Source organism: Deinococcus aerius (genome assembly GCF_002897375.1).
GTDB classification, from domain to species: Bacteria; Deinococcota; Deinococci; order Deinococcales; family Deinococcaceae; genus Deinococcus; species Deinococcus aerius.
In genome coordinates, this window is the sequence record NZ_BFAG01000011.1 from 116,361 (window position 1) to 134,734 (window position 18,374).

At 65.5% G+C, this 18,374-nt stretch carries 22 protein-coding genes; 12 read left to right on the forward strand and 10 right to left on the reverse strand.

The annotated features are described in order from the left end of the window. The first annotated feature begins 117 nt into the window (after nt 1–117). The gene (locus DAERI_RS15155; RefSeq protein ID WP_103130272.1) at nt 118–915 is read left to right on the forward strand and encodes an IS5 family transposase; all 798 of its coding nucleotides are present in this window, start codon (nt 118–120) and stop codon (nt 913–915) included. On the opposite strand, the gene DAERI_RS22070 is transcribed toward DAERI_RS15155, so the two are convergent. From DAERI_RS22070 to DAERI_RS15165, 3 genes are all read right to left on the reverse strand, one after another. Continuing rightward, nucleotides 896–1,258 (reverse strand): hypothetical protein, encoded by a 363-nt coding sequence (locus DAERI_RS22070; protein ID WP_133162046.1) that lies wholly within the window; start codon nt 1,256–1,258, stop codon nt 896–898. The two genes, DAERI_RS15155 and DAERI_RS22070, sit on opposite strands and share 20 nt — an antisense overlap. A gap of 79 nt (nt 1,259–1,337) precedes the next feature. Continuing rightward, nucleotides 1,338–2,822, reverse strand: coding sequence for an ATP cone domain-containing protein (locus DAERI_RS15160; RefSeq protein ID WP_103130273.1), 1,485 nt, complete (start codon nt 2,820–2,822; stop codon nt 1,338–1,340). 97 nt (nt 2,823–2,919) lie between these two features. Further along, complete coding sequence (locus DAERI_RS15165; RefSeq protein WP_165794231.1) at nt 2,920–3,543, reverse strand: TetR/AcrR family transcriptional regulator; 624 nt, start codon at nt 3,541–3,543, stop codon at nt 2,920–2,922. Nucleotides 3,544–3,824: 281 nt separating this feature from the next. On the opposite strand from DAERI_RS15165, the gene DAERI_RS15170 reads away from it, so the two are divergent. Beyond that, nucleotides 3,825–4,172 (forward strand): hypothetical protein, encoded by a 348-nt coding sequence (locus DAERI_RS15170; protein WP_103130274.1) that lies wholly within the window; start codon nt 3,825–3,827, stop codon nt 4,170–4,172. A 6-nt stretch (nt 4,173–4,178) separates the two neighbouring features. Here the strand turns inward: DAERI_RS15170 and DAERI_RS15175 are convergent, their stop codons facing one another. Continuing rightward, nucleotides 4,179–4,871, reverse strand: coding sequence for a GntR family transcriptional regulator (locus DAERI_RS15175; protein WP_103130275.1), 693 nt, complete (start codon nt 4,869–4,871; stop codon nt 4,179–4,181). Nucleotides 4,872–5,168: 297 nt separating this feature from the next. Beyond that, nucleotides 5,169–6,170, reverse strand: coding sequence for a GTP 3',8-cyclase MoaA (gene moaA, locus DAERI_RS15180; RefSeq protein WP_103130276.1), 1,002 nt, complete (start codon nt 6,168–6,170; stop codon nt 5,169–5,171). 209 nt (nt 6,171–6,379) lie between these two features. Between moaA and DAERI_RS15185 the strand changes: the two genes are divergently transcribed. From DAERI_RS15185 to acs, 3 genes are all read left to right on the forward strand, one after another. Beyond that, entirely contained in the window at nt 6,380–6,679 is a 300-nt protein-coding gene (locus DAERI_RS15185) for a DUF485 domain-containing protein (RefSeq protein ID WP_103130277.1), read from the forward strand. Next, nucleotides 6,676–8,268: a solute symporter family protein gene (locus DAERI_RS15190; RefSeq protein WP_103130278.1), complete on the forward strand. Its 1,593-nt coding sequence runs from the start codon at nt 6,676–6,678 to the stop codon at nt 8,266–8,268. The genes DAERI_RS15185 and DAERI_RS15190 overlap by 4 nt, the downstream gene beginning before the upstream one ends. Nucleotides 8,269–8,474: 206 nt before the next feature. Continuing rightward, nucleotides 8,475–10,427 (forward strand): acetate--CoA ligase, encoded by a 1,953-nt coding sequence (gene acs / locus DAERI_RS15195; protein ID WP_103130279.1) that lies wholly within the window; start codon nt 8,475–8,477, stop codon nt 10,425–10,427. A gap of 79 nt (nt 10,428–10,506) precedes the next feature. On the opposite strand, the gene DAERI_RS15200 is transcribed toward acs, so the two are convergent. Together DAERI_RS15200 and dnaG are read right to left on the reverse strand one after the other, a co-directional pair. Continuing rightward, entirely contained in the window at nt 10,507–11,688 is a 1,182-nt protein-coding gene (locus DAERI_RS15200) for an aminotransferase class I/II-fold pyridoxal phosphate-dependent enzyme (RefSeq protein ID WP_103130280.1), read from the reverse strand. A 246-nt stretch (nt 11,689–11,934) separates the two neighbouring features. Then, complete coding sequence (dnaG, locus tag DAERI_RS15205) at nt 11,935–13,698, reverse strand: DNA primase (RefSeq protein WP_165794232.1); 1,764 nt, start codon at nt 13,696–13,698, stop codon at nt 11,935–11,937. Between the two features lie 294 nt (nt 13,699–13,992). Here dnaG and DAERI_RS15210 point away from each other — a divergent pair, with 294 nt between their 5' ends. Next, entirely contained in the window at nt 13,993–14,424 is a 432-nt protein-coding gene (locus tag DAERI_RS15210; RefSeq protein WP_103130281.1) for a hypothetical protein, read from the forward strand. Nucleotides 14,425–14,448: 24 nt separating this feature from the next. Here DAERI_RS15210 and DAERI_RS15215 read toward each other — a convergent pair whose 3' ends face one another. Together DAERI_RS15215 and DAERI_RS21805 are read right to left on the reverse strand one after the other, a co-directional pair. Continuing rightward, a complete protein-coding gene (locus DAERI_RS15215) occupies nt 14,449–14,682 on the reverse strand; it encodes a hypothetical protein (RefSeq protein ID WP_103130282.1) in 234 nt (77 codons plus the stop codon). 81 nt (nt 14,683–14,763) lie between these two features. Continuing rightward, nucleotides 14,764–14,922 carry a DUF433 domain-containing protein gene (locus tag DAERI_RS21805; RefSeq protein ID WP_165794233.1) on the reverse strand — a complete coding sequence of 53 codons (159 nt, stop codon included), beginning with the start codon at nt 14,920–14,922 and terminating at the stop codon, nt 14,764–14,766. Nucleotides 14,923–15,131: 209 nt separating this feature from the next. Between DAERI_RS21805 and DAERI_RS15220 the strand changes: the two genes are divergently transcribed. From DAERI_RS15220 to DAERI_RS22455, 6 genes are all read left to right on the forward strand, one after another. Next, complete coding sequence (locus DAERI_RS15220) at nt 15,132–15,545, forward strand: putative toxin-antitoxin system toxin component, PIN family (RefSeq protein ID WP_103130283.1); 414 nt, start codon at nt 15,132–15,134, stop codon at nt 15,543–15,545. Then, nucleotides 15,542–15,781 carry a YlcI/YnfO family protein gene (locus DAERI_RS15225; protein WP_103130284.1) on the forward strand — a complete coding sequence of 80 codons (240 nt, stop codon included), beginning with the start codon at nt 15,542–15,544 and terminating at the stop codon, nt 15,779–15,781. The genes DAERI_RS15220 and DAERI_RS15225 overlap by 4 nt, the downstream gene beginning before the upstream one ends. Before the next feature lie 79 nt (nt 15,782–15,860). Then, nucleotides 15,861–16,043: a hypothetical protein gene (locus tag DAERI_RS15230; RefSeq protein WP_103130285.1), complete on the forward strand. Its 183-nt coding sequence runs from the start codon at nt 15,861–15,863 to the stop codon at nt 16,041–16,043. Nucleotides 16,044–16,163: 120 nt separating this feature from the next. Then, the gene (locus DAERI_RS15235; RefSeq protein WP_103130286.1) at nt 16,164–16,409 is read left to right on the forward strand and encodes an antitoxin; all 246 of its coding nucleotides are present in this window, start codon (nt 16,164–16,166) and stop codon (nt 16,407–16,409) included. Between the two features lie 2 nt (nt 16,410–16,411). Beyond that, a complete protein-coding gene (gene vapC, locus DAERI_RS15240; RefSeq protein WP_103130287.1) occupies nt 16,412–16,822 on the forward strand; it encodes a type II toxin-antitoxin system tRNA(fMet)-specific endonuclease VapC in 411 nt (136 codons plus the stop codon). Then, nucleotides 16,819–16,977 (forward strand): hypothetical protein, encoded by a 159-nt coding sequence (locus DAERI_RS22455; protein WP_165794234.1) that lies wholly within the window; start codon nt 16,819–16,821, stop codon nt 16,975–16,977. The genes vapC and DAERI_RS22455 overlap by 4 nt, the downstream gene beginning before the upstream one ends. A gap of 608 nt (nt 16,978–17,585) precedes the next feature. Here the strand turns inward: DAERI_RS22455 and DAERI_RS15245 are convergent. Then, nucleotides 17,586–18,323, reverse strand: coding sequence for a TIR domain-containing protein (locus DAERI_RS15245; RefSeq protein WP_103130288.1), 738 nt, complete (start codon nt 18,321–18,323; stop codon nt 17,586–17,588). Between the last annotated feature and the right edge of the window lie 51 nt (nt 18,324–18,374).

Below are 18,374 nucleotides of genomic sequence, written 5' to 3' on the forward strand. Positions count from 1 at the left end.
TTGGCCGCAGATGCTTTGAGTGCAACTATTCTTCTGTTCTTATTATAGTATTCTAGAGGCTGCCAAGAACAAGGTTGAACTTCCAGGGCGAGAGTTTGGACAGGGCAGAATGAGTGGGTGACCCGGCGAGGCTATCCCAGCGACGTGGACGACGACACGTATCTCTTCCTGCTTCCGTACCTGCTGCTCAGTCCCGAGGATGCAAGGCAGCGGAAATACAGCATCCGAGAGGTTTTGAATGCCCTGCTGTGGGTGGCCTGCACCGGGGCACAGTGGGCCTACCTCCCCCACGATTTTCCCCCAGCGGAGACGGTGCGCCAACAGGCGCACCGCTGGTTTGAGGCCGGGTGCTTCGAAAACGCCGCCCACGACCTGCGGGTGCTCTCCCGCGTCGAGCGGTCCAGAAACGGGGAGCCGACGGCCATCATCATCGACAGCCGCACGCTGCAAAGCACGCCCGAGAGCGGCCACCGCGCGGGGTTTGATGGCGCGAAAAAGCGCAAGGGCACCAAGGTGCATCTGGCCGTAGACACCCTGGGTCATCTCCTGGCGGTGTTGACGACCCCGGCCAACGAGCAGGACAGGGCACAGGTCTTTGACCTGTGCCTGGAGGTGCAAGAAGCCACCGGCGTGAACGTTGAGGTGGCGTTCGTGGATCAGGGCTATACGGGAGAGCAGACCGCCCGACAGGCCACTGAGGCGGGCGTGGAGCTGGTGGTGGTCAAACGCCCGGAGGCGACCAAGGGCTTTATCCTGCTGCCACGCCGTTGGGTGGTGGAACGCTCCTTTGCATGGTTGTCACGGTTCCGACGGCTGGGACGCGATTTGGAGCGTTTGCCGTCCACGCTGGTCGGATTCCATTTCCTGGCCGCCTGCGTTCTGCTCTGTCACAACCTCAAGCCTCTTTTTGCCTAACGTCCTTGGCAGCCTCTAGATACTCAGCTAGATATGCCGAAGATAATATGTCCTTCATCACGAATTGCGCTTCCTGATAAATTTCGTCTGATAGAGTTAGCGCGGCCCCATTGTCATAGTCCGAGTAGTTCATCCCAGAAATTTCTAGCCTGATGTAATGCGTGCATATTCCTTTTGGACAAGCAAAAATTACATTCGTTTCAACATCGCCGTACTTGCTGGACATCACCCCTCTAAGCTTTTCTGATATCCAGACAAACAGCCCAAAAGCAAACATGTTCTGCTCGCTGATTCTGTGAATTTCGTTGGAGAATGGCGCATCAATGAATACAGTTATTGCCATTGTGAGCCTCCAGAGTCGCCGGACTCCTCTATCTCTTGATCCCGTTGCAGAATGAGGACGGGGGACAAACCTCTGCTGCTCAGTTCGTGGGGGCAGTGCCCTCGCCGGTCTCCCCCAGCAGCGCGGCCCGCTCCTCCGCCGTCAGGGCGTCCACCACGCGGCGCAGCACCACGTCCACCGCCTGATCGGCGCTCTCGTCCAGCGTCATGCCGTCGAGGAGGGGCACGCCCTCCCGCCGCGCGAGGTCCTCCAGGAATTCCTGCATGAGGCGGATCTCGTCGAAGTAGCGCATGTAGCGGTGCAGGGGGCGGCTCGCCGCCGTCTCGTGGTCGCGCGTCTCGAAGTGGCGGCGGTGCTCGGCCTCGTCGGGCAGGGTGACGAGCATGGGCACGACGAGGGCGCCCGCGTAGTCCGCCGCGCGCAGGTAGCCGGGGACGAGGTGGACCCCCTCCAGCACCAGGCTGGTCCCCTCCTCGACCGAGCGGCGCACGACCGCCCCCACGCCCACGTTGACCTGCCCCACCTGATCGCGGAAGCCCGCCAGCAGCTCGGCGCGGGTGGGTTTGTCGGGCCTCGGCTCACCGGGGGGCAGCAGCGCCTCCCAGGCGTTGAAGGTGCTCGCGTGCAGCCCCGGCACGAGTTCGGGCGAGACCATCGCTCGCATGACCTGCCGGATCGAGTCGGTGCCGATCACCCGCGTGATCCCCAGCCGGTAGGCGACCTCGGCGGCCAGGTAGCTCTTGCCCGTGCCGCTCACGCCACCCAGCAGCACCACCAAAGGGCGGGGCGGGCGGCGGATCACCCGCAGCAGGCGGTAGCGGGCGCTCACGTCCGGGCCGACCTCGTCGCGCAGCAGGGCCTCGACCTTCTCGCGGATCGCGTGGCGGGTCACCAAGCGGTCCTCGCTGCCGCGCAGGTCGCGCTGGGTCACGCGGGCGACCTTGCGGGCCACGTCCGGGGTCACCCCCGCCGCCAGCAGCGACTGCACGAGCAGCCCCTTGCTGAAGGGCGTGGGGCTCCCGCCGTCCTCGCCCACCACGCCCAGCTTGCCCCGGTTGCGTTGCAGGAAGCGGTAGGTCAGCCGCAGGTGTTCCCCGTACCGCTCGGCCAGCGTCTCCTCGGTGAGCGCGTCGAGGTCGCGCACGCTGATCTCCCGGATCCCCGATTGCCGCATCCGCACGTCCACCGCGCTCGCCGTCCCGTAGGCGTCCCGCGGCGAGAGGCCGGTGTCCTCCAGCGTGCGGGCGAGCACGCCGCGGCTGAAGGGCAGCGTGCCCTTCTTCGCCGTCACGAGGATGTCCACGAAGGCCGGGGTCTGCCGGGCGGCGGCGTCCGCCACCTCGTCGCCCGCCACGTCCCGCGCAACCTCGACCATCAGGCCCTGAAGCTCAGCCGGGCTGATCGGCGAGCGCCGGGTGTTCCGAAGCTGCTGCTCGACCCGCCGCGCCACCGCCGCCGCGACCGGCCCACTCGCCCCCGCGTTCACCAACGACTCCACCACCAGCCCCCGGCTGAAGGGCCAGTGGTGCTTGGGCGTGCCGACGGTGAGTTCGGGTTGGGTCAAGGGTAGGGGCCTCCAGGGTCCGGGCAGGAACCGGGAGGCATTCTAGGGGCTGGGAAGGGAGCTGTCTGGACTGTTTGGCCGGAAGGTCGGGACGCGCTCAGGTCGGACGCGGGGTCCCCTCCCGCCGCAGGGCCCCCTCCAGCAACAGGTTCAGCGCGAGCCGCGTTTCCTCCTGCAACGTGCGGTCGGTGCCATACGCGCTCCAGCGCAGGGCGACCATCAGGTACGTATCCGCGATCAGGTTGCTGATGCGCTGGAGGCTGAGGTCGCCGCGAATCTGCCCGGCCTGGTGCAGCGGGCGCAGGATCAGCTCGATCACCTTGCTCAGGGGCAGGGCCTGGTAGGCGGTGCGGGCCCGCTCGGGGTTGGGGTTCATCACCTCGTAGGCGAGCGGCGGGAAGAGGTCGCGCTCGCGCCCGCTCTCGGTGGCGAGGTCCTCCCAGATCTCGTACAGCACCGTCAGCGGGGGCACGCCCTCCCCCAGCCGGGCTTCCGCCTTGTCGCGCAGGCGGTCCATCACCTCGCTGCCGTAGTCGAGGAGGACCGCCTCCTTGTAGGGGTAATAGTTGAAAAAGGTCCCGCGCGAGACGTTGCTGGCCCGGGCGATGTCGGTCGCGGTGGTCGCCTGGAAGCCGCCCCGCTTGAACAGGTCGAGGGCTACGCTGTAGATCCGCGCGCGGCGGCGTTCCTTCTGGCGCTCCCGGAGCGACGACGAGTCCATAGTCCTCCAGATATAGCGCCTGCGGTTCAAAATTGCACCCCGTCAAACCTGGGAAGAGCGCGGCGGGTGGTGGGCGGCAGGGGGGACCGCACCGGAACGGGCCTCTGCTCCCCGGGACAGGAAGGGTGGAGGGTCAACTCTGAGCCTCGCCGACCCCGGTGGGGAGTCCGGCTGCCCTGAGACCGCGGCAAGCCGGTTCCCCTCACCCCCTTGCCGCAACCCCAAAGCCGGGTTAGGGAAAAGGCCATCCTTTCCCTCCGGGCGTCCCCGATGCTGGCCCCATGAAACCTATCACCCCCACGATGCACGGCGGCCTCGACTACGCCTCCTGCGCCACGATGCTGGCCGCCCCGTCACTGCTGAACCTCAGCCCCGGCGCCCGGACCCTGTCCTACCTGTTCGCCGGGTCGTACCTGATGGTCAGCGCCCTCACCGACTACCCGCTGGCGATCCGGCGCATGATCCCCTTTCCCCTGCACGGCAAGATCGAGCTGGCGACCGTCCCCGCCCTGCTGCTCGTCGCCGCCCTCCAGAAGGAGACGCGCGACCGGGCCTACTTCCTGGGGCTGGCGGGCACGGTGGCCGGGGCCTACTCGCTGACCGACTGGGAGGCCAACCCCGACGCCTGACCGGGCTCAGGGCTCGAAGCTGTCCTGAAAGGCGTAGCGGTCGCCGCGCACCCAGTAGTTCACGTAGGACACGCGCCGCGCCCCGCTGTACGTCGTGCGCCGCAGCAGGAAGGACGCCGTGCCGATGGGCACCCGCAGCAGGTCCGCCTCCTCCTGGCGCAGGTTGACCGCTTCCAGGTTCTGCTCCACCCGCGTGAGGGGCACTCCCATGCTCACCATCACCTCGTGGATGCTCTCGGTGCCCAGGTTGTGGTCGAGCAGGCCCGGCACGAGCGCCGCGTTGATGTACCGCTTCTCGATCACCAGCGCCTCGTCGCCCGCCGTCCGCAGGCGGTGGATGAAGATCACCGGGTCGCCGGGCTGAAGCTGAAGCACCAGGGCGATCTCGGGCGTCGCCTCGATCTGCATGGCGCGCAGCACGGCGGTGCGGTGATCCGGGTGCCGCGCCCACTCCTTGAAGGGCCGCACCCGGAACATCCCCTGCCGGAAGCGCTTGCCGGTGGGAAAGGTGCCCGCCCCCTGCACCCGGTAGACGTACCCCTCGCGCTCCAACTCGTCGATGGCGCGGCGGGCGGTCATGCGCGAAACCTCAAATTCGCGGGCCAGTTGCGGTTCACTGGGGAGAGGCAACCCTTCCGGGTAGTGCCCGCCCAGCAGGCGATCTTTCAGCGTCGTTTTGATGAGCGGGTACTTCGCCATGCATCCCTCCGAACCCCCGCAGGCACGGGGGCCTTTGGAAACTCATCTTAGAGTTTGTGTCCGAGGTACACAAGGCGGCCTTGTCTGTTACGGGTGACGAGACATACGGGTGTGACCTTCCCCCGGGACCTCTGCGGGAAGGCGAGGTGAATTCGGTCGGCACCGGGGCGAGGAAAGACAAGCGAGGGCTCAACGCTCCCGCTGAGCTATGGAAGCTTCAGGCTCCCCCTTAAAGGACGGTTTTCATTCGATCCACACGCTGTTTTTCAACCGCTTGATCGTCCGGGGCCGCCGCGTTCAACCGCCGATGTGCGACATCTCCACCTTGCGGGCCCGCGTCACCTCGCCGCGCTCCTCGCTGTAGCGGTCGCGGCGTTCCCGCCAGACGCCCGAGATGAGGTCCCGCAAGTCGGCGTCGGAGGCCCCGGCGCGCAGCGGGGTGCGGAGGTCAGTTCCCTCATCCGCGAAGAGGCAGGTGTACAGCACGCCGACCGCCGAGAGCCGCGCGCGCGAGCAGTCGCCGCAGAAGGGGGCGGTGACAGAGGAAATCAGCCCGACCTCGTGCCCCTGCCCGTCCACGTGGCGGGAGGCGACCTCGCCGCGGTAATTGGGGTTCACTGGGCGCAACTCCCCACCCGTCCCGTCCTCACTCAGCCGGGCCAGCACCTCGCGCGAGGGCACGACCGACTCCAGGTTCCACCCGTTGTGGTTGCCCACGTCCATGAACTCGATGAAGCGCACGACCGCTTTCTCGCGCAGGGCCAGCCACAACTCGCGCAGGCCCGCGTCGTTCACGCCCCGCTGCACGACCGTGTTGACCTTGACGCCCAGCCCGGCCTTCAGCGCCGCCTCGATGCCGTCCAACACCCGCTCGGGATGAATGCCCAGGCCGTTCATCCGCCCGAAGACCTCCGGGTCGAGGCTGTCGAGGCTGACGGTCACGCGCCGGAGTCCCGCCGTCTTCAGGTCGGCGGCCAGGCGGGGCAGCAGCAGCCCGTTGGTGGTCAGGGCCACATCCTCCACGCCCCCGATCCTGACCAGGCGGGCGACGAGGTCGGGCAGGTCGCGGCGCAGCAGGGGCTCACCGCCCGTCAGCCGCAGCTTCCGCACCCCCAGGGCCACGAAGGCCCGGCTGAGGCGCTCGATCTCCTCGAAGCTCAGCAGCTCCGAGCGGGGCAGGAAGGCGTAATCGGGGCCGAATACCTCGGCGGGCATGCAGTACGTGCAGCGCAGGTTGCAGCGGTCGGTCACGCTGACGCGCAGGTCACGCAGGGGGCGGCCCAGCCGGTCGAGAAGCACGCTCCCACCATACCCGCACCGGGGCGCGGCGTCCGCAGACTGACGCACGGTCCGGCGTCACCCCTGTCCCGCACCCGGGAACGCCGACGTTGGACCGAGTTCATTGATTTCAGGTTAAGCGACTTCTACTCTGCGGCTAGCCCCACAACCCAGTCCGCGCCGTGGCCGACGCTCCCCCCTCGCCCCTCACCGCCGCACAGGAGGACCGCATGACCGTCTCCCGCATCCAGTCCGGCTCGCCGCCCCTGCGGAACGCCGCCTACCAGCGTCTGGTGGCCGAGCGCAACCGCTTCACGGTCGTCATGACCCTGACCTTCCTGGTGCTGTACTTCCTGCTGCCCATCCTGGCCGGGTACAACAAGCCGCTCATGGCGACGAAGGTGTTCGGGAACGTGACCTTCGGGTACGTCTTTGCCTTCCTGGAGTTCGCGATGGGCTGGGTCATGGCCGCGATCTACGTCGTCAAGGCCCGCACCTTCGACCGCCTGGCCGCCGAGGCGCAGCGATGACCTTTGTTCTGGCGGCCGTCATCGTGGCGATCACGCTCGCCATCACCTTCTGGGCCAGTCGGCGCAACACCAGCGCCAGCGACTTCTACGTGGCGGGCGGGCGCATCAGCGCGACGCAAAACGGCATCGCCATCGCCGGGGATTACATGAGCGCGGCCTCCTTCCTGGGGATCACCGGCCTGATCGCCCTGAACGGCTACGACGGCTTCATGTACTCGGTGGGGTGGTTCATCGCCTACCTGACGGTGCTCTTTATCGTGGCCGAGCCGCTGCGGAACCTGGGCAAGTACACGCTGGCGGATATGCTCGTCTACCGGCTGAAAGACCCGCGGGTGCGGACCTACGCCGCGATCAGCACCATCGTCGTGAGCGCCTTTTACATGATCGCGCAGGTCGTGGGCGCGGGGTCCCTGATCAGCCTGCTCTCGGGCGGCGTGCTCGGGCCGAGCGTGGCGATTCCGCTCGTCGGCATCCTGATGATCATCTACGTGGTGGTGGGCGGAATGCTCGCCACGACCTGGGTGCAGATCGTCAAGGCCGTGCTGCTGATGTTCGCCACGATCATCATGACGGTGCTGATCCTGAACCGCTTCGGCTGGAGTTTCTCCAACCTGCTGGGGGCGGCTGAGGCGAGGAACGGCGCGGAGTTCCTGGGCGCGGGCTTAAAGTACAAGAATCCCGTGGACCTGATCTCGCTGGGCCTGGCGCTCGTGCTGGGCACCGCCGGGCTGCCGCACATCCTGGTGCGCTTCTACACCGTGCCCACCGCGCAGGACGCCCGCAAGAGCGTGGTGTGGGCGATGGTACTGATCGGCGCCTTCTACGTGATGACCGCCTTCATGGGCAACGCGGCGAACGTGCTGGTGGGCAAGGAGACGATCACGACGGCGAACGCGGCGGGCAACATGGCCGCGCCCCTGCTGGCGGAAGCCCTCTTCGGCGGCAAGGGCACCTTCGGCGGCGAACTCGGCCTGGCCTTCGTGACCGCCGTGGCCTTTGCGACCATTCTGGCGGTCGTCGCGGGCCTGACCATTGCGGCGAGCACGTCGTTCACCCACGACATCTACAAGGGTGTGATCCGCAAGGGGCAGGCCACCGAGCGCGAGGAATTCCGGGTGGCCCGCCTCGCCACCGTCGGGGTCGGCGTGGTCGCCATCGGGCTGGGCCTGCTCGCGCAGACGCAGAACGTGGCCTTCCTGGTGGCGCTCGCCTTTGCCATCGCGGCCAGTTCCAACCTGCCGGTGATCCTCTTCACGCTGTTCTGGCGCCGGTTCAACGCGACGGGGGCGATCTGGGGCATCGTGGGCGGCATCCTGACCTGCCTGGCGCTGATCGCCGTGAGCCCCAACATCCGCGGCATCGACCCGCCGGAGAAGACCACGGGCCGTCACCCGGTGCAGGCCGCCCCGATTTTCCCGCTGGAGAACCCCGGCATCGTCTCCATCCCCGCCGGATTCGCGTTCGCGGCCCTGGGGACCCTGATCGGCGCCGCCCGCCGCCGCGAGGGCGCCGACCAGGACTTCGACGAGATGCAGTTCCGCGCCTACACCGGGGCGGGCACGGACGGGACCGTCGCGGCGCACGACTAGGAGCGGCGAGCCAATCGCAACCAGCCCCCGGCCCCGTGTCGGGGGTTTTCCTGAAAGGGCGCCGCCCGGGAGTTTGAACCCGGTTCAGTACCCCTGCCGTAACCCTACATGTGACGCGTGTATGCGGCGCTACATTAGGCGCACCCACAACCCAGTCGCCGCTGGCAGGCGCAGCAGCCCGCGTTTCTCCCCCCTCGGAGGTCCCCATGTCCAACCCCACCGCGACCGATCACATCGACGCCATGCTGCACGAGAACCGGGTGATTCCCCCCAGCGAGGAGTTCGCGGCCCGCGCCCGCATCTCCCGTGAGCAGTACGACGCGATGTACCGCCGCAGCCTCGACGACCCCGAGGGCTTCTGGGGCGACGTAGCGGGAGAACTCGTGTGGATGAAGCCTTGGGACCGGGTGCTCGACTGGCAGGAGCCCCACGTCCAGTGGTTCGTGGGTGGGCAGACGAACATCGCGTACAACGCCCTCGACCGCAACGTGGGGCGCGGGTTGGGGAACAAGACAGCGATCATCTGGGAGGGCGAGGACGGCACCGTCCGCACCTACACCTACGCCGAACTCCTGCGCGAGGTGAAGAAGGCGGCGAACGCGCTGACCTCGCTGGGCGTCGTGACGGGCGACCGGGTGACCCTCTACCTGCCGCTGATCCCCGAGGCGGCCATCGCCATGCTCGCCTGTGCCCGCATCGGCGCGATTCACAGCGTCGTGTTCGGCGGCTTCTCGGTCAGTGCCCTGGCCGACCGCATCAACGACGCGCAGAGCAAGGTGCTCATCACCGCCGACGCGGGGCAGCGCCGGGGCGGGCTGGTGCGCCTCAAGGAGAACGCCGACCAGGCCGCGCAGAACACGCCCAGCCTGGAAAAGATCGTGGTCGTCTGCCGCGCCGACTGCGACGCCCCCATGCAGGAGGGCCGCGACGTGTACTGGCACGACGTGGTGGGCTCGGCACAGGGGGAGCACGAGGCCGCGGCGCTTGACGCCGAGCATCCCCTCTTCATCCTGTACACCTCGGGCAGCACGGGGAAGCCCAAGGGGGTGCTCCACACGACGGGCGGCTATATGGTGGGCACCTACCTGACGACCGGGACGGTGTTCGACCTGCGCGACGACGACATCTACTGGTGTACCGCCGACGTGGGCTGGGTGACGGGGCACTCCTACAGCGTGTACGGGCCGCTGCTCAACGGCGCGACCGTCCTTATGTACGAGGGCGCCCCCAACCACCCCGACTGGGGCCGCTTCTGGGAGATCGTGCAGAAGCACCGGGTGACGATCCTCTACACCGCGCCCACCGCCATCCGCTCCTTCATGAGGCAGGGGGACGAGATTCCCGCGCGCTACGACTTGAGCAGCCTGAGACTCCTGGGCTCGGTGGGCGAGCCCATCAACCCCGAGGCGTGGATGTGGTACTACCGCGTAATCGGTGGGGAGCGCTGCCCGGTCGTGGACACGTGGTGGCAGACCGAGACGGGCGCGATCATGCTGACGACCCTGCCCGGCGCCCACCCCAGCAAACCCGGCAGCGCGGGTCTCCCCATGTTCGGCGTCGAACCCGCGATCATGACCCACGCGGGCGAGGAGCTCGGCCCCGACGACGGCGGCCTCCTCGTAATCAAGCGGCCCTGGCCCTCCATGCTCCGCACGGTCTACGGCGACGAAGAGCGCTACCGCAAGAGCTACTGGGGCGAGATTCCCCACGTGTACTTCGCTGGGGACGGCGCTCGCCGGGACGCCGACGGCTACGTGACGGTCGTGGGCCGGGTGGACGACGTACTCAACGTCTCCGGCCACCGCCTGGGCACGATGGAGATTGAGTCGGCCCTGGTCGCGCACCCCTCCATCGCCGAGGCCGCCGTGGTGGGCTGCCCCGACGACGTGAAGGGCGAGTGCGTGGTCGCCTTCGTGCTGCCCCAAGCTGGGCACACCGTTGATCCCAACGTCGTGCGCACCCACGTCGCCAAGGAGATCGGCGCCCTCGCCCGCCCCGACGCCATCTACATCGCCGACGCGCTGCCCAAGACCCGCAGCGGCAAGATCATGCGCCGCTTCCTGCGCCAAATCGCCGCTGGAAAGGAAATTCAGGGCGACACGAGCACGCTGGAGGACCCGGGCGTGCTGGACCGGCTGGCGGCGACGCAGGCGGTGTGAGGAGTGGGTTGTAAGAAGAGAGGGGAGAGGGCGCCTACCGGGAAACGGGTTGGGTACCCTCTCTGGTTGCTCAGGAGGTTTACGGCGCGACGGGTTGCAACGTCGGCTCCACGGAGACTGGAACGGTGGCGAGTCTCCGTGCGGCCTCCCCCAAAACTTCTGGCGGCTGCACGAGGGCGAAGCGCACGAAGCCCTCGCCCTGTTCGCCGAAAGCTTGCCCTGGGCTGAGCGCCACCCCCGTCGTCTCGGCAGCACGCACCGCGTAGGTCACGCTGTCCGTCAGGCCAGGCACTCGCGCCCACACATACATGCTCGCCTGGGGAAGCGCGACCTCCCAGCCGATCTCCCGCAGGGCCGGAACGAGCGCGTCGCGGCGAGCCTCGAAAATCCGCGCCCCTGCCCGACTCACCTCGTCCGGCAGGCCCAGCGCGACCGCTGCCGCCCGCTGGATGCCCAGGTAGGGGTGGAAGTCCACCGCGCCCTTCACCCGCGCCAGCGCCGCCACCGCGTGCCGGTCCCCCGCCGCGAAGCCCACCCGGAAGCCCCCCAGGTGGTGCGTTTTGGAGAGCGAGTGCAGTTCGACGACGCCCTCCGTCCCGGCCTCCAGCGCGCTCGGCGCCCGGTAGTCCCCGAAGGTCAGCTCGGCGTAGGGGTGGTCGTGGATGAGGAGCGTGCCCCGAGCGCGGCACCACTCGGCCACCTCCCGGAAAAACGCCGCATCCGCCACCGCCGAGGTCGGGTTGTTGGGGTAGTTCAGCAGCAGGGCGCGGGGGTGAATATCTTTGGGGACCGCGCTCAGATCAGGCAGGAAGCCGCGCTCGGGGGGGAGGGGCAGCGTGACCACACTCAGCCCCGCGACCGCCACCGCGCCCAGGTAGGGCGGGTAGCAGGGGTCGGGCAGCAGCAGCGTGTCCCCCGGATCGGTGACGGCCAGCAGCAGGTGGGCCAGCCCCTCCTGCGCGCCGATCAGCGGGAGCAGTTCTGTCTCTGCATCCAGCCTCAGCCCGAAGCGCCGCCCCAGGTAGGCCGCCGCCGCCTCCCGCAACGGGCGGGTGTCGCTGAAGAGGGGATAACGGTAGGTCTGGGGGTCGCGCGTGGCCTCCCGCAGCGCCTCCAGAGCCGGTTCCGGGGGATTCTGATCACTCGACCCGATGCTGAGGTCGATGACGCTCAGTCCCGCCGCCCGCGCCCGCCCCTTCGCCGCGTCCATCAGCGCGAATACGCTGCCCGGCACTGCTGCCGCTCGTCTGGAGGCCCACATATCAGGCAGGCTAACACCCGGCCCGGAACGCGACATAACCCGCCGTCCGGGAATACGGGCTTGCGGTGGAGTAGTCCTGCTCGCCGGGGCTCTCGAACAAATCGTGGGCTAAACAGCGCCCCGGCCACAGCAACCTGTCGCCCTGAACCCAGTGAAGGGCCTCGCCTTTTGCCCCTGTTGGAGATGCTTCGCGTCCGCTCAGCATGGCGGGGTGGAGGTCACGCGCTGGGCCGAGGAGACCGACCCCTACGCGCTGCCCCGCCGCGCCCGCTTTTCGGCCTCAATGGCCCGTTGCAGATCTTGAATCTGACGGAGCAGGCCAATTTGCTCGGCGGGCGGCGCCCCGGCGACCTGCCGCTTGAGCAGATCGACTTCCGCCCGCATGGAGTCGATGCTCAAGCCGACCTGAATGTCGTCCACGGCGGCGGCGGCGTAGGCCGTCACCCGCTGCTCGTAGAGCTGGTTGGTGTCGCGCGAGATGGCGCCCGTGTCGCGGCCCTCGAACATCAGGCGGATCAGGAGCTGCTCCTCGGGCTGGCCCCGGAAGACTTCCAGAATGTCGTCGGGGCTGCGGGCTCCCTGGGCGGCCAGCATGACCTTGCGGACGGCCTCGTTGCGCCAGGGGGTCGTGCCGTCCAACTTGGCAAGCAGGGTCGGGTCCACCAGGAGTTGCCGCAGCAGGGCGAGTTCGCGGTCCTCCTCGGAGCGGTGGGCGCTCATGCCCGCGAGGTGCGTGTCCGTCAGGCTGCGGCGCTTGGCCTTGCTGCCGATCCACTCCAAGAGCGCCTCGGGCCGGATGCCCAGGAGTTCGCAGGTGAGCGAACGCATCCGCTCGGCGCCCTCGTCCAGCGGGTCGAGGTTCTGCATGCGGGGCAGCAGGGCCATCAGCACGCGGCGCTTGCCCTCGGTCGTCTCCAGCCCGTGCGCCTCCACGGCGGCCTGCACCCGGTACTTGACCTCATCCAGCCCGCCCGCGAGCGCCTGCCGAATGCCCGCGTCATCCCCGGCCAGCAAGGCGTCCGCCGGGTCCTTCCCGCTGGGCACGCTCGTCGCCCGGACGCGGAACTTGGCGCCCAGCACCTGATCGAGCCCGGAGAGGGTGGCCTTGAGCCCCGCCTCGTCGCGGTCGAACATCAGCACCAGGCTGCTCGCACCCAGACGTTCCAGGAGGGTGGCATGCTCGGCGGTCAGCGCCGTGCCCAGGCTCGCCACCGCGCCCGTGAAGCCGTGCTGGTGCAGGGTGATCACGTCCATGTACCCCTCGACCACGATCAGTTCGGCGCCGCTGCTCAGCCCCGCGCGGGCCTTGTCGAGCCCGTACAGCAACTCGCCCTTCTTGAAGGCGTCGGTCTCCGGCGTGTTGAGGTACTTGGGCTTGGAGTCGTCCAGCACCCGGCCCCCGAAGCCCACCAGCCGCCCCAGGTGGTCGCGGATGGGGAACATCACCCGGGCGCGGAAGCGGTCGTACACCCGGCCCGACTCGGGATTCTCGATCAGCAGGCCCGCCTCCAGCAGTTGCCGCTCGGAGAGGCCACGGGAACGGGCGCGCTTGAGCAGGCCGTCCCAGCCCTCCGGGGCGTAGCCGAGTTCAAAGTTTTCGATGGTCGCGTCCGTCAGGCCCCGCCGCCGCAGGTAATCCAGCGCGGGGCCAGGCAAATTCTCGCGGAAGTAGCTCAACGCGAAGGCGTTCACGTCGTACAGGTCGCGGCTGCTGCGCTCGCCGTACTTGGCCTCGACCTGCACGCCCGCTTTCTCGGCCAGTTGGCGCAGGGCGTCCCCGAAGCTCAGGTTCTCGACCCGCTGCACGAAGGAGAACACGTCGCCGCCCGCCTTGCAGCCGAAGCAGTAGAAGTAGCCCTGCTCCACGTCGACCTGGAAGCTGGGGCTCTTCTCCTTGTGGAAGGGGCACAGGCCCTTGAGCCGTCCCTTCCCGGCGGGGGTGAGGCGCACGTGTTCGCCGACGACGTCCGCGATGTTCAGGCGCGCACGCACATCCTCCTTCGTTCCCACGTTGTTCCTCACCCCCTCTTGTTGTTGTAAGACACAACAGTAGAAGGTTAGTGTACGCCCCCCGGCCCCCCGGTGCCAACCCCAAAAAAGGATGTCTGGCACGTGCTTTTTCGGCACAAGCGAGCTTTGGCGTGTTGGACGGCCTCGGCGGCTCCAGCCAGGGTGGTCGGTGAGCCTGAAGTGTGCTCTCACTCCCGGGCCCGGCACACGCCCAACACGGCCCTCTCAAGTCTCCTTGGCCGCCCTTCCCACGGTTCATCCACAGGCAGGGGCGTAAGGTGAGGGTCATTCCCTATGCCCCCCCTCGGCGCCCCCCCGATGTACAGCACGCCCGCCATGCTGGGCCTGGCGCTGCTCTCCCTGCTGACCGCCCTGTGGCACTTCACCCTGGGGGCTCTGGACTATGCGGGCGCGGGGCGGTACCAGGGCCTGGCGCTGATCCTGCTCGCCGGATGGATGCTGGTCTACGGCGTCCTGACCCTGATCCGCTACGTCGAGGCGCTCGACGCCATGACCGACCCCCACCCCCGCACGCCCATGTACGACACGCCCCACCAGAGCCGCGTGCCGCTGATCGGGGTGGGCCTGGCGGGGCTGCTGGTCGCGGGTGACATCGCCTTCGCCCTGGCCGCGCAGCACCCGCTGTGGCACGGGCTCGGCCTCCTTCTGGCCGTCCTCGTCGCCCGCCAGGCGCTGAGGATCAGGCCGCCGCGGGGCGAGGAGTAGGAGGGGGCACACCCTCTCCCGGGCTCAGAGGTCTTCGAGTTCCGTAGTCGTCGGTGAACCTGCCATGTCCGTGTCTACGGTCACGTCCATCGTGCCTGCCATGCCGCCCATTCCCCCCGTGCGGGAGGTGTCCAGCGTGGTATCGAGGCTGGGGGCGGCATTGTTCCCCGGCTCGTTGGCCGTGCTGTTCCCCCCCTCGCCGGGGGAGTTGCTGGTGTCCACGGGCGGGTTGTAGCTCTCCCTGCGGTCGTCGGTCATGGTCGTTCCTCCTCTGCGACGTTTGCCCCTGCATTGTCTGCCCGCCGCTCATCCGGTTCTTAAGAGGGGAGGAAAGGGGTGTTAGGCGTCGGGCGCACAGGGATGGAAGGTCACCCGATGGCCCGCGAGCCGCGCCGCGTAGTCCAGGCACCCCAGCACGTCCTCCACGCTGACGTGTGTTCCGGTGACTGTGAGTTTGCCGCCACTCACCTCAGGGTCGATGCTGACGCGAGCGGTCATCCCTGAGTGTAGACATAAGTAGCTGCCGGGTGATGACAGGGGCATCACCCCGAACGGAGTGAGCAGGCAAAAAGTGGCTGGTGGTGGAGGTGGAGCGTTTCCCGGCGCCCTTTCCGGGAAGGGCGGAACCGTAGCCGCCAGCCACTTAGGGGGAATAAGAGGGGGAAGTGGCGGCAGGAGAGTAGTACCATATATGGTATTGTCTTCCTGTGCGGGTTGTCCTAGACACCAACGTGCTTTACTCGGCACTCCGCTCGAACCGGGGGGCAGCTTTTGCGGTGTTGATGGGACTCAGGCAGGGGCGGTTCCAGATAGCTCTTTCCGTCGCGCTCTGCCTGGAATACGAAGACGTGCTGCTTCGGGAGCCGACGCCTCTTCCCAAACACGCCATCCATGACATCCTCGACCAACTCGCCGCCGTCAGCAGCCATCCCCGTATGTCCTTCCTCTGGCGGCCACAGTTGCGGGACCCGAAGGACGATCACGTTCTGGAACTCGCCATCAACGGCCAGTGTTCCCACATCGTGACCTTCAACGTCCGGGACTTCGGGGGCAGCGAGAGGTTCAACATCCAGGCCGTCACGCCCGCCCAATTCCTGACCCTGATGGGAGGCCCACCGTGAGCACCCTGAGCGTCCGTTTGCCCGACAGTCTGCACAAGCGCCTGAAGGACCTTGCCAAACAGGAAGGCGTGAGCGTGAATCAGCTCATCTCCACCGCCGTCGCGGAGAAGGTAAGCGCCCTGCTGACCGAGGACTATCTGAAGGAACGTGCCGCGAGAGGCAGTTGGGAGAAGTTCGACGCGGCGATGGCCCTTGTCCCCGACGCCGAGCCCGACCCCGCCGACCGTCTTCCCTGACCTGACCCGCGCTCCCAAGCGGGCAGAAGCCGAAGTGCGTGGTGGGCTAAAATGCCTCATAGCCCTCCGTGACGCCCAAATGAATCGTCACGCCCTCGAAATCGCCTCCCTGGAGGATGAAGGCGGTGACCTCGCGTACTGGCTGACGCGCACGCCCGCTGAACGTCTGGAGGCGCTGGAACTCCTGCGGCAGATTCACTACGGCTACGATTCGCTGACTGCCCGGCCTCAGCGGGTTCTTGACGTTGTCGGGGCGACCTGAGCGAGCTCCCCGCCAAGCGGTGACCCGCCTCCCCTTACCCTCGCCACTGAGGGAAGAGGGAAGCCCAGACGAGGATCGCCGCTCGGTATATACTGCTGGTATCTATCGAGGGGGTAGCGGATGACCAGCGCCAAATACGACACTGCGAAGCTCTTTCTGACAGGCCGCAGCCAGGCGGTCCGGTTGCCCAGGGAGTACCGCTTCGAGGGCGAGGAGGTCATCATCAAGCGCGTCGGCGACGGCGTGCTGCTGCTGCCCCGCAACAACGGGTGGAAGAACCTCCTTTCCAGCCTGGAGAAGTTTGACGGTTTCCAGATCGAGCGGGATCAGGGTGAACAGCAGGAGCGCGACTGGGGCGACTTCTGAACATGGCTTCTCCCCTGTACTTCCTCGACACTAACACCTGCATTTACATCATCAACAAGCGTCCGCCTCACGTGGCGGAGGTGTTCCGGCGCCACCGAATTGGTGATCTGGCCGTCAGCACTGTGACCGTAGCGGAACTGGCGTTCGGCGTGGCGAGGAGCAACCGCCCCGGCACCTATGAAGCCCTGGAGGAATTCCTGCTGGACCTTGTGACGGTCCCCTACGATGACGCTGCCGCCTGGGCCTACGGGGAAATCAGGGCGAAGTTGCAGGCGACCGGAAAGCTCATCGGCCCACTTGACCTGCTGATCGCCGCCCACGCCCTCAGCGCAGACGTGACGCTGGTGACCAACAACGAGGGGGAATTCAGGCGCGTGCCGGGGTTGAGGGTCGAAAACTGGTTCCCGGAATGACGAAGGGGGGCAGCACGGCCTACGATCAAGAAGCCAATCTCCTCCGTGTTCTCGTCACCGACCCCCACCCCACCTTCGACCACAAGCGGCAGCGCCTGCAAAAGCAGGGGGAGATAGGAGAGCACGAGTCGGGGATAACGGAGGTAAATGCGTGACGTTGCGCCTGAGGCTCAAATCAAGTTGGCTTTAGCACTCTAATTTTTCAATTAGATTTGAAATAAGCTTGTCAATAAATATCCTTAGCGATCTCTCCGCTCCGGCTCCGACCAATCCATATCTTCTCTAGGCCGCGCAACAAAATTATGGTTAATTAGATAGCTATGGCGACGTTTGTTAAGATTGCATACCCCTACGTAGGGGGTTGTAGAACGCAAGGAGTGAGGCGAGTCAATTATAATAATTAACCCAGTGCAGGAGGGATAGGTGCATCTGCCTGACATTTTGAAGATTTCAAAGAAACTACCTAATTTACGATAGAATAGGCCGTTTCTTATATAACCATTCATTCTGCCAATTGATCTGAAACCAAGTATTATGTCATTGAAGTTTAAAGTAACGTGTAGAAACAGTAGGATAATGGAAATAAAGTAGTAGTTCTGCCCTTTGCTGGCGTCGAAAATATGCAGCAAAGAGTAAGTAAGTTCACCAAGCGTTATCAGGAAGAGGACTAGTGTTAAGAAACAGCCTTTGAAATAGACATTTCTGACGTTAGGTTTACTCAAAACTGTTTTTTCGGTGAGTCTAGTCGTTGGAATCATGCTGCCTATACGTCAAAGAATTCTTGAAGCTCTCTATGTAGGTCGCTAAAACTAGCTTCTATCCTGCCTTTTTCAAATTGAACCCTCCCAAGCCCATCTATGTTGGACGGTATGCTGGTGCCTATCTCATACATCAAACACACACGCTCTATTCCAAACTTAGCTTGAAAAAAGCCAATCTCATGTATAACATTCTCGCGGGCTCTGCTAGCACCATCCTCTGTAATGTCATCACCAGTCATAACTATAATAGCGTAGTTGCAGTTATTTGACTCCTGATCTAGCTTAGTTAATGTGTGCCTACCTCTGTAGGCCTGCTGAGAAAGTTCAATAGTATTTAATCTCAACTGTTTTTCAAGATACGCTTGCAGTCTTCTCCATTGCTCATCTCTTCCATGGGTTATGAAGATCTTATCGCCCTTTGACTTGCCAACGAGACTATCTTGCTCAGACAAAATATCTATTGCGATCCTTATATCGTTGACTACCCTATTGATATCCGAAGCAGTATATAATTCCTCGGAGTAGCCAACTCGTAATGGCTGAAATGGTTCAAGAACTTCAGTCCCATCAACATCTTCATTCTTCAGATCCCGCAAAATTCCAAGGTACTTATCGATGTAGGCATCAACTGCACGAGCTTCTACCGAGCCAAGACTGGCTTGAGAAAGCGAATTTGCAAGTGCTTTTTCTAAACGCTGAAGCGCCCTAAGCTGTCGTCGTTGATGAAGAGGCTCTGCCATACCTCTACTTTACATTGTGGGAAGTTGAGAGCATAGGGATGAATGTGTAAC

Coding starts and splice junctions, on each gene's coding strand:
- DAERI_RS15170 (WP_103130274.1), top strand. CDS start 3,825: ATGAAACCTATCACCCCCACGATGCACGGCGGCCTCGACTACGCCTCC.
- DAERI_RS15200 (WP_103130280.1), bottom strand. CDS start 11,688: ATGTGGGCCTCCAGACGAGCGGCAGCAGTGCCGGGCAGCGTATTCGCG.
- DAERI_RS15175 (WP_103130275.1), bottom strand. CDS start 4,871: ATGGCGAAGTACCCGCTCATCAAAACGACGCTGAAAGATCGCCTGCTG.
- DAERI_RS22070 (WP_133162046.1), bottom strand. CDS start 1,258: ATGGCAATAACTGTATTCATTGATGCGCCATTCTCCAACGAAATTCAC.
- DAERI_RS15215 (WP_103130282.1), bottom strand. CDS start 14,682: ATGACCGACGACCGCAGGGAGAGCTACAACCCGCCCGTGGACACCAGC.
- DAERI_RS15230 (WP_103130285.1), top strand. CDS start 15,861: ATGAATCGTCACGCCCTCGAAATCGCCTCCCTGGAGGATGAAGGCGGT.
- vapC (WP_103130287.1), top strand. CDS start 16,412: ATGGCTTCTCCCCTGTACTTCCTCGACACTAACACCTGCATTTACATC.
- DAERI_RS15190 (WP_103130278.1), top strand. CDS start 6,676: ATGACCTTTGTTCTGGCGGCCGTCATCGTGGCGATCACGCTCGCCATC.
- DAERI_RS15235 (WP_103130286.1), top strand. CDS start 16,164: ATGACCAGCGCCAAATACGACACTGCGAAGCTCTTTCTGACAGGCCGC.
- DAERI_RS21805 (WP_165794233.1), bottom strand. CDS start 14,922: ATGACCGCTCGCGTCAGCATCGACCCTGAGGTGAGTGGCGGCAAACTC.
- DAERI_RS22455 (WP_165794234.1), top strand. CDS start 16,819: ATGACGAAGGGGGGCAGCACGGCCTACGATCAAGAAGCCAATCTCCTC.
- DAERI_RS15210 (WP_103130281.1), top strand. CDS start 13,993: ATGCCCCCCCTCGGCGCCCCCCCGATGTACAGCACGCCCGCCATGCTG.
- DAERI_RS15185 (WP_103130277.1), top strand. CDS start 6,380: ATGACCGTCTCCCGCATCCAGTCCGGCTCGCCGCCCCTGCGGAACGCC.
- DAERI_RS15245 (WP_103130288.1), bottom strand. CDS start 18,323: ATGGCAGAGCCTCTTCATCAACGACGACAGCTTAGGGCGCTTCAGCGT.
- acs (WP_103130279.1), top strand. CDS start 8,475: ATGTCCAACCCCACCGCGACCGATCACATCGACGCCATGCTGCACGAG.
- DAERI_RS15165 (WP_165794231.1), bottom strand. CDS start 3,543: ATGGACTCGTCGTCGCTCCGGGAGCGCCAGAAGGAACGCCGCCGCGCG.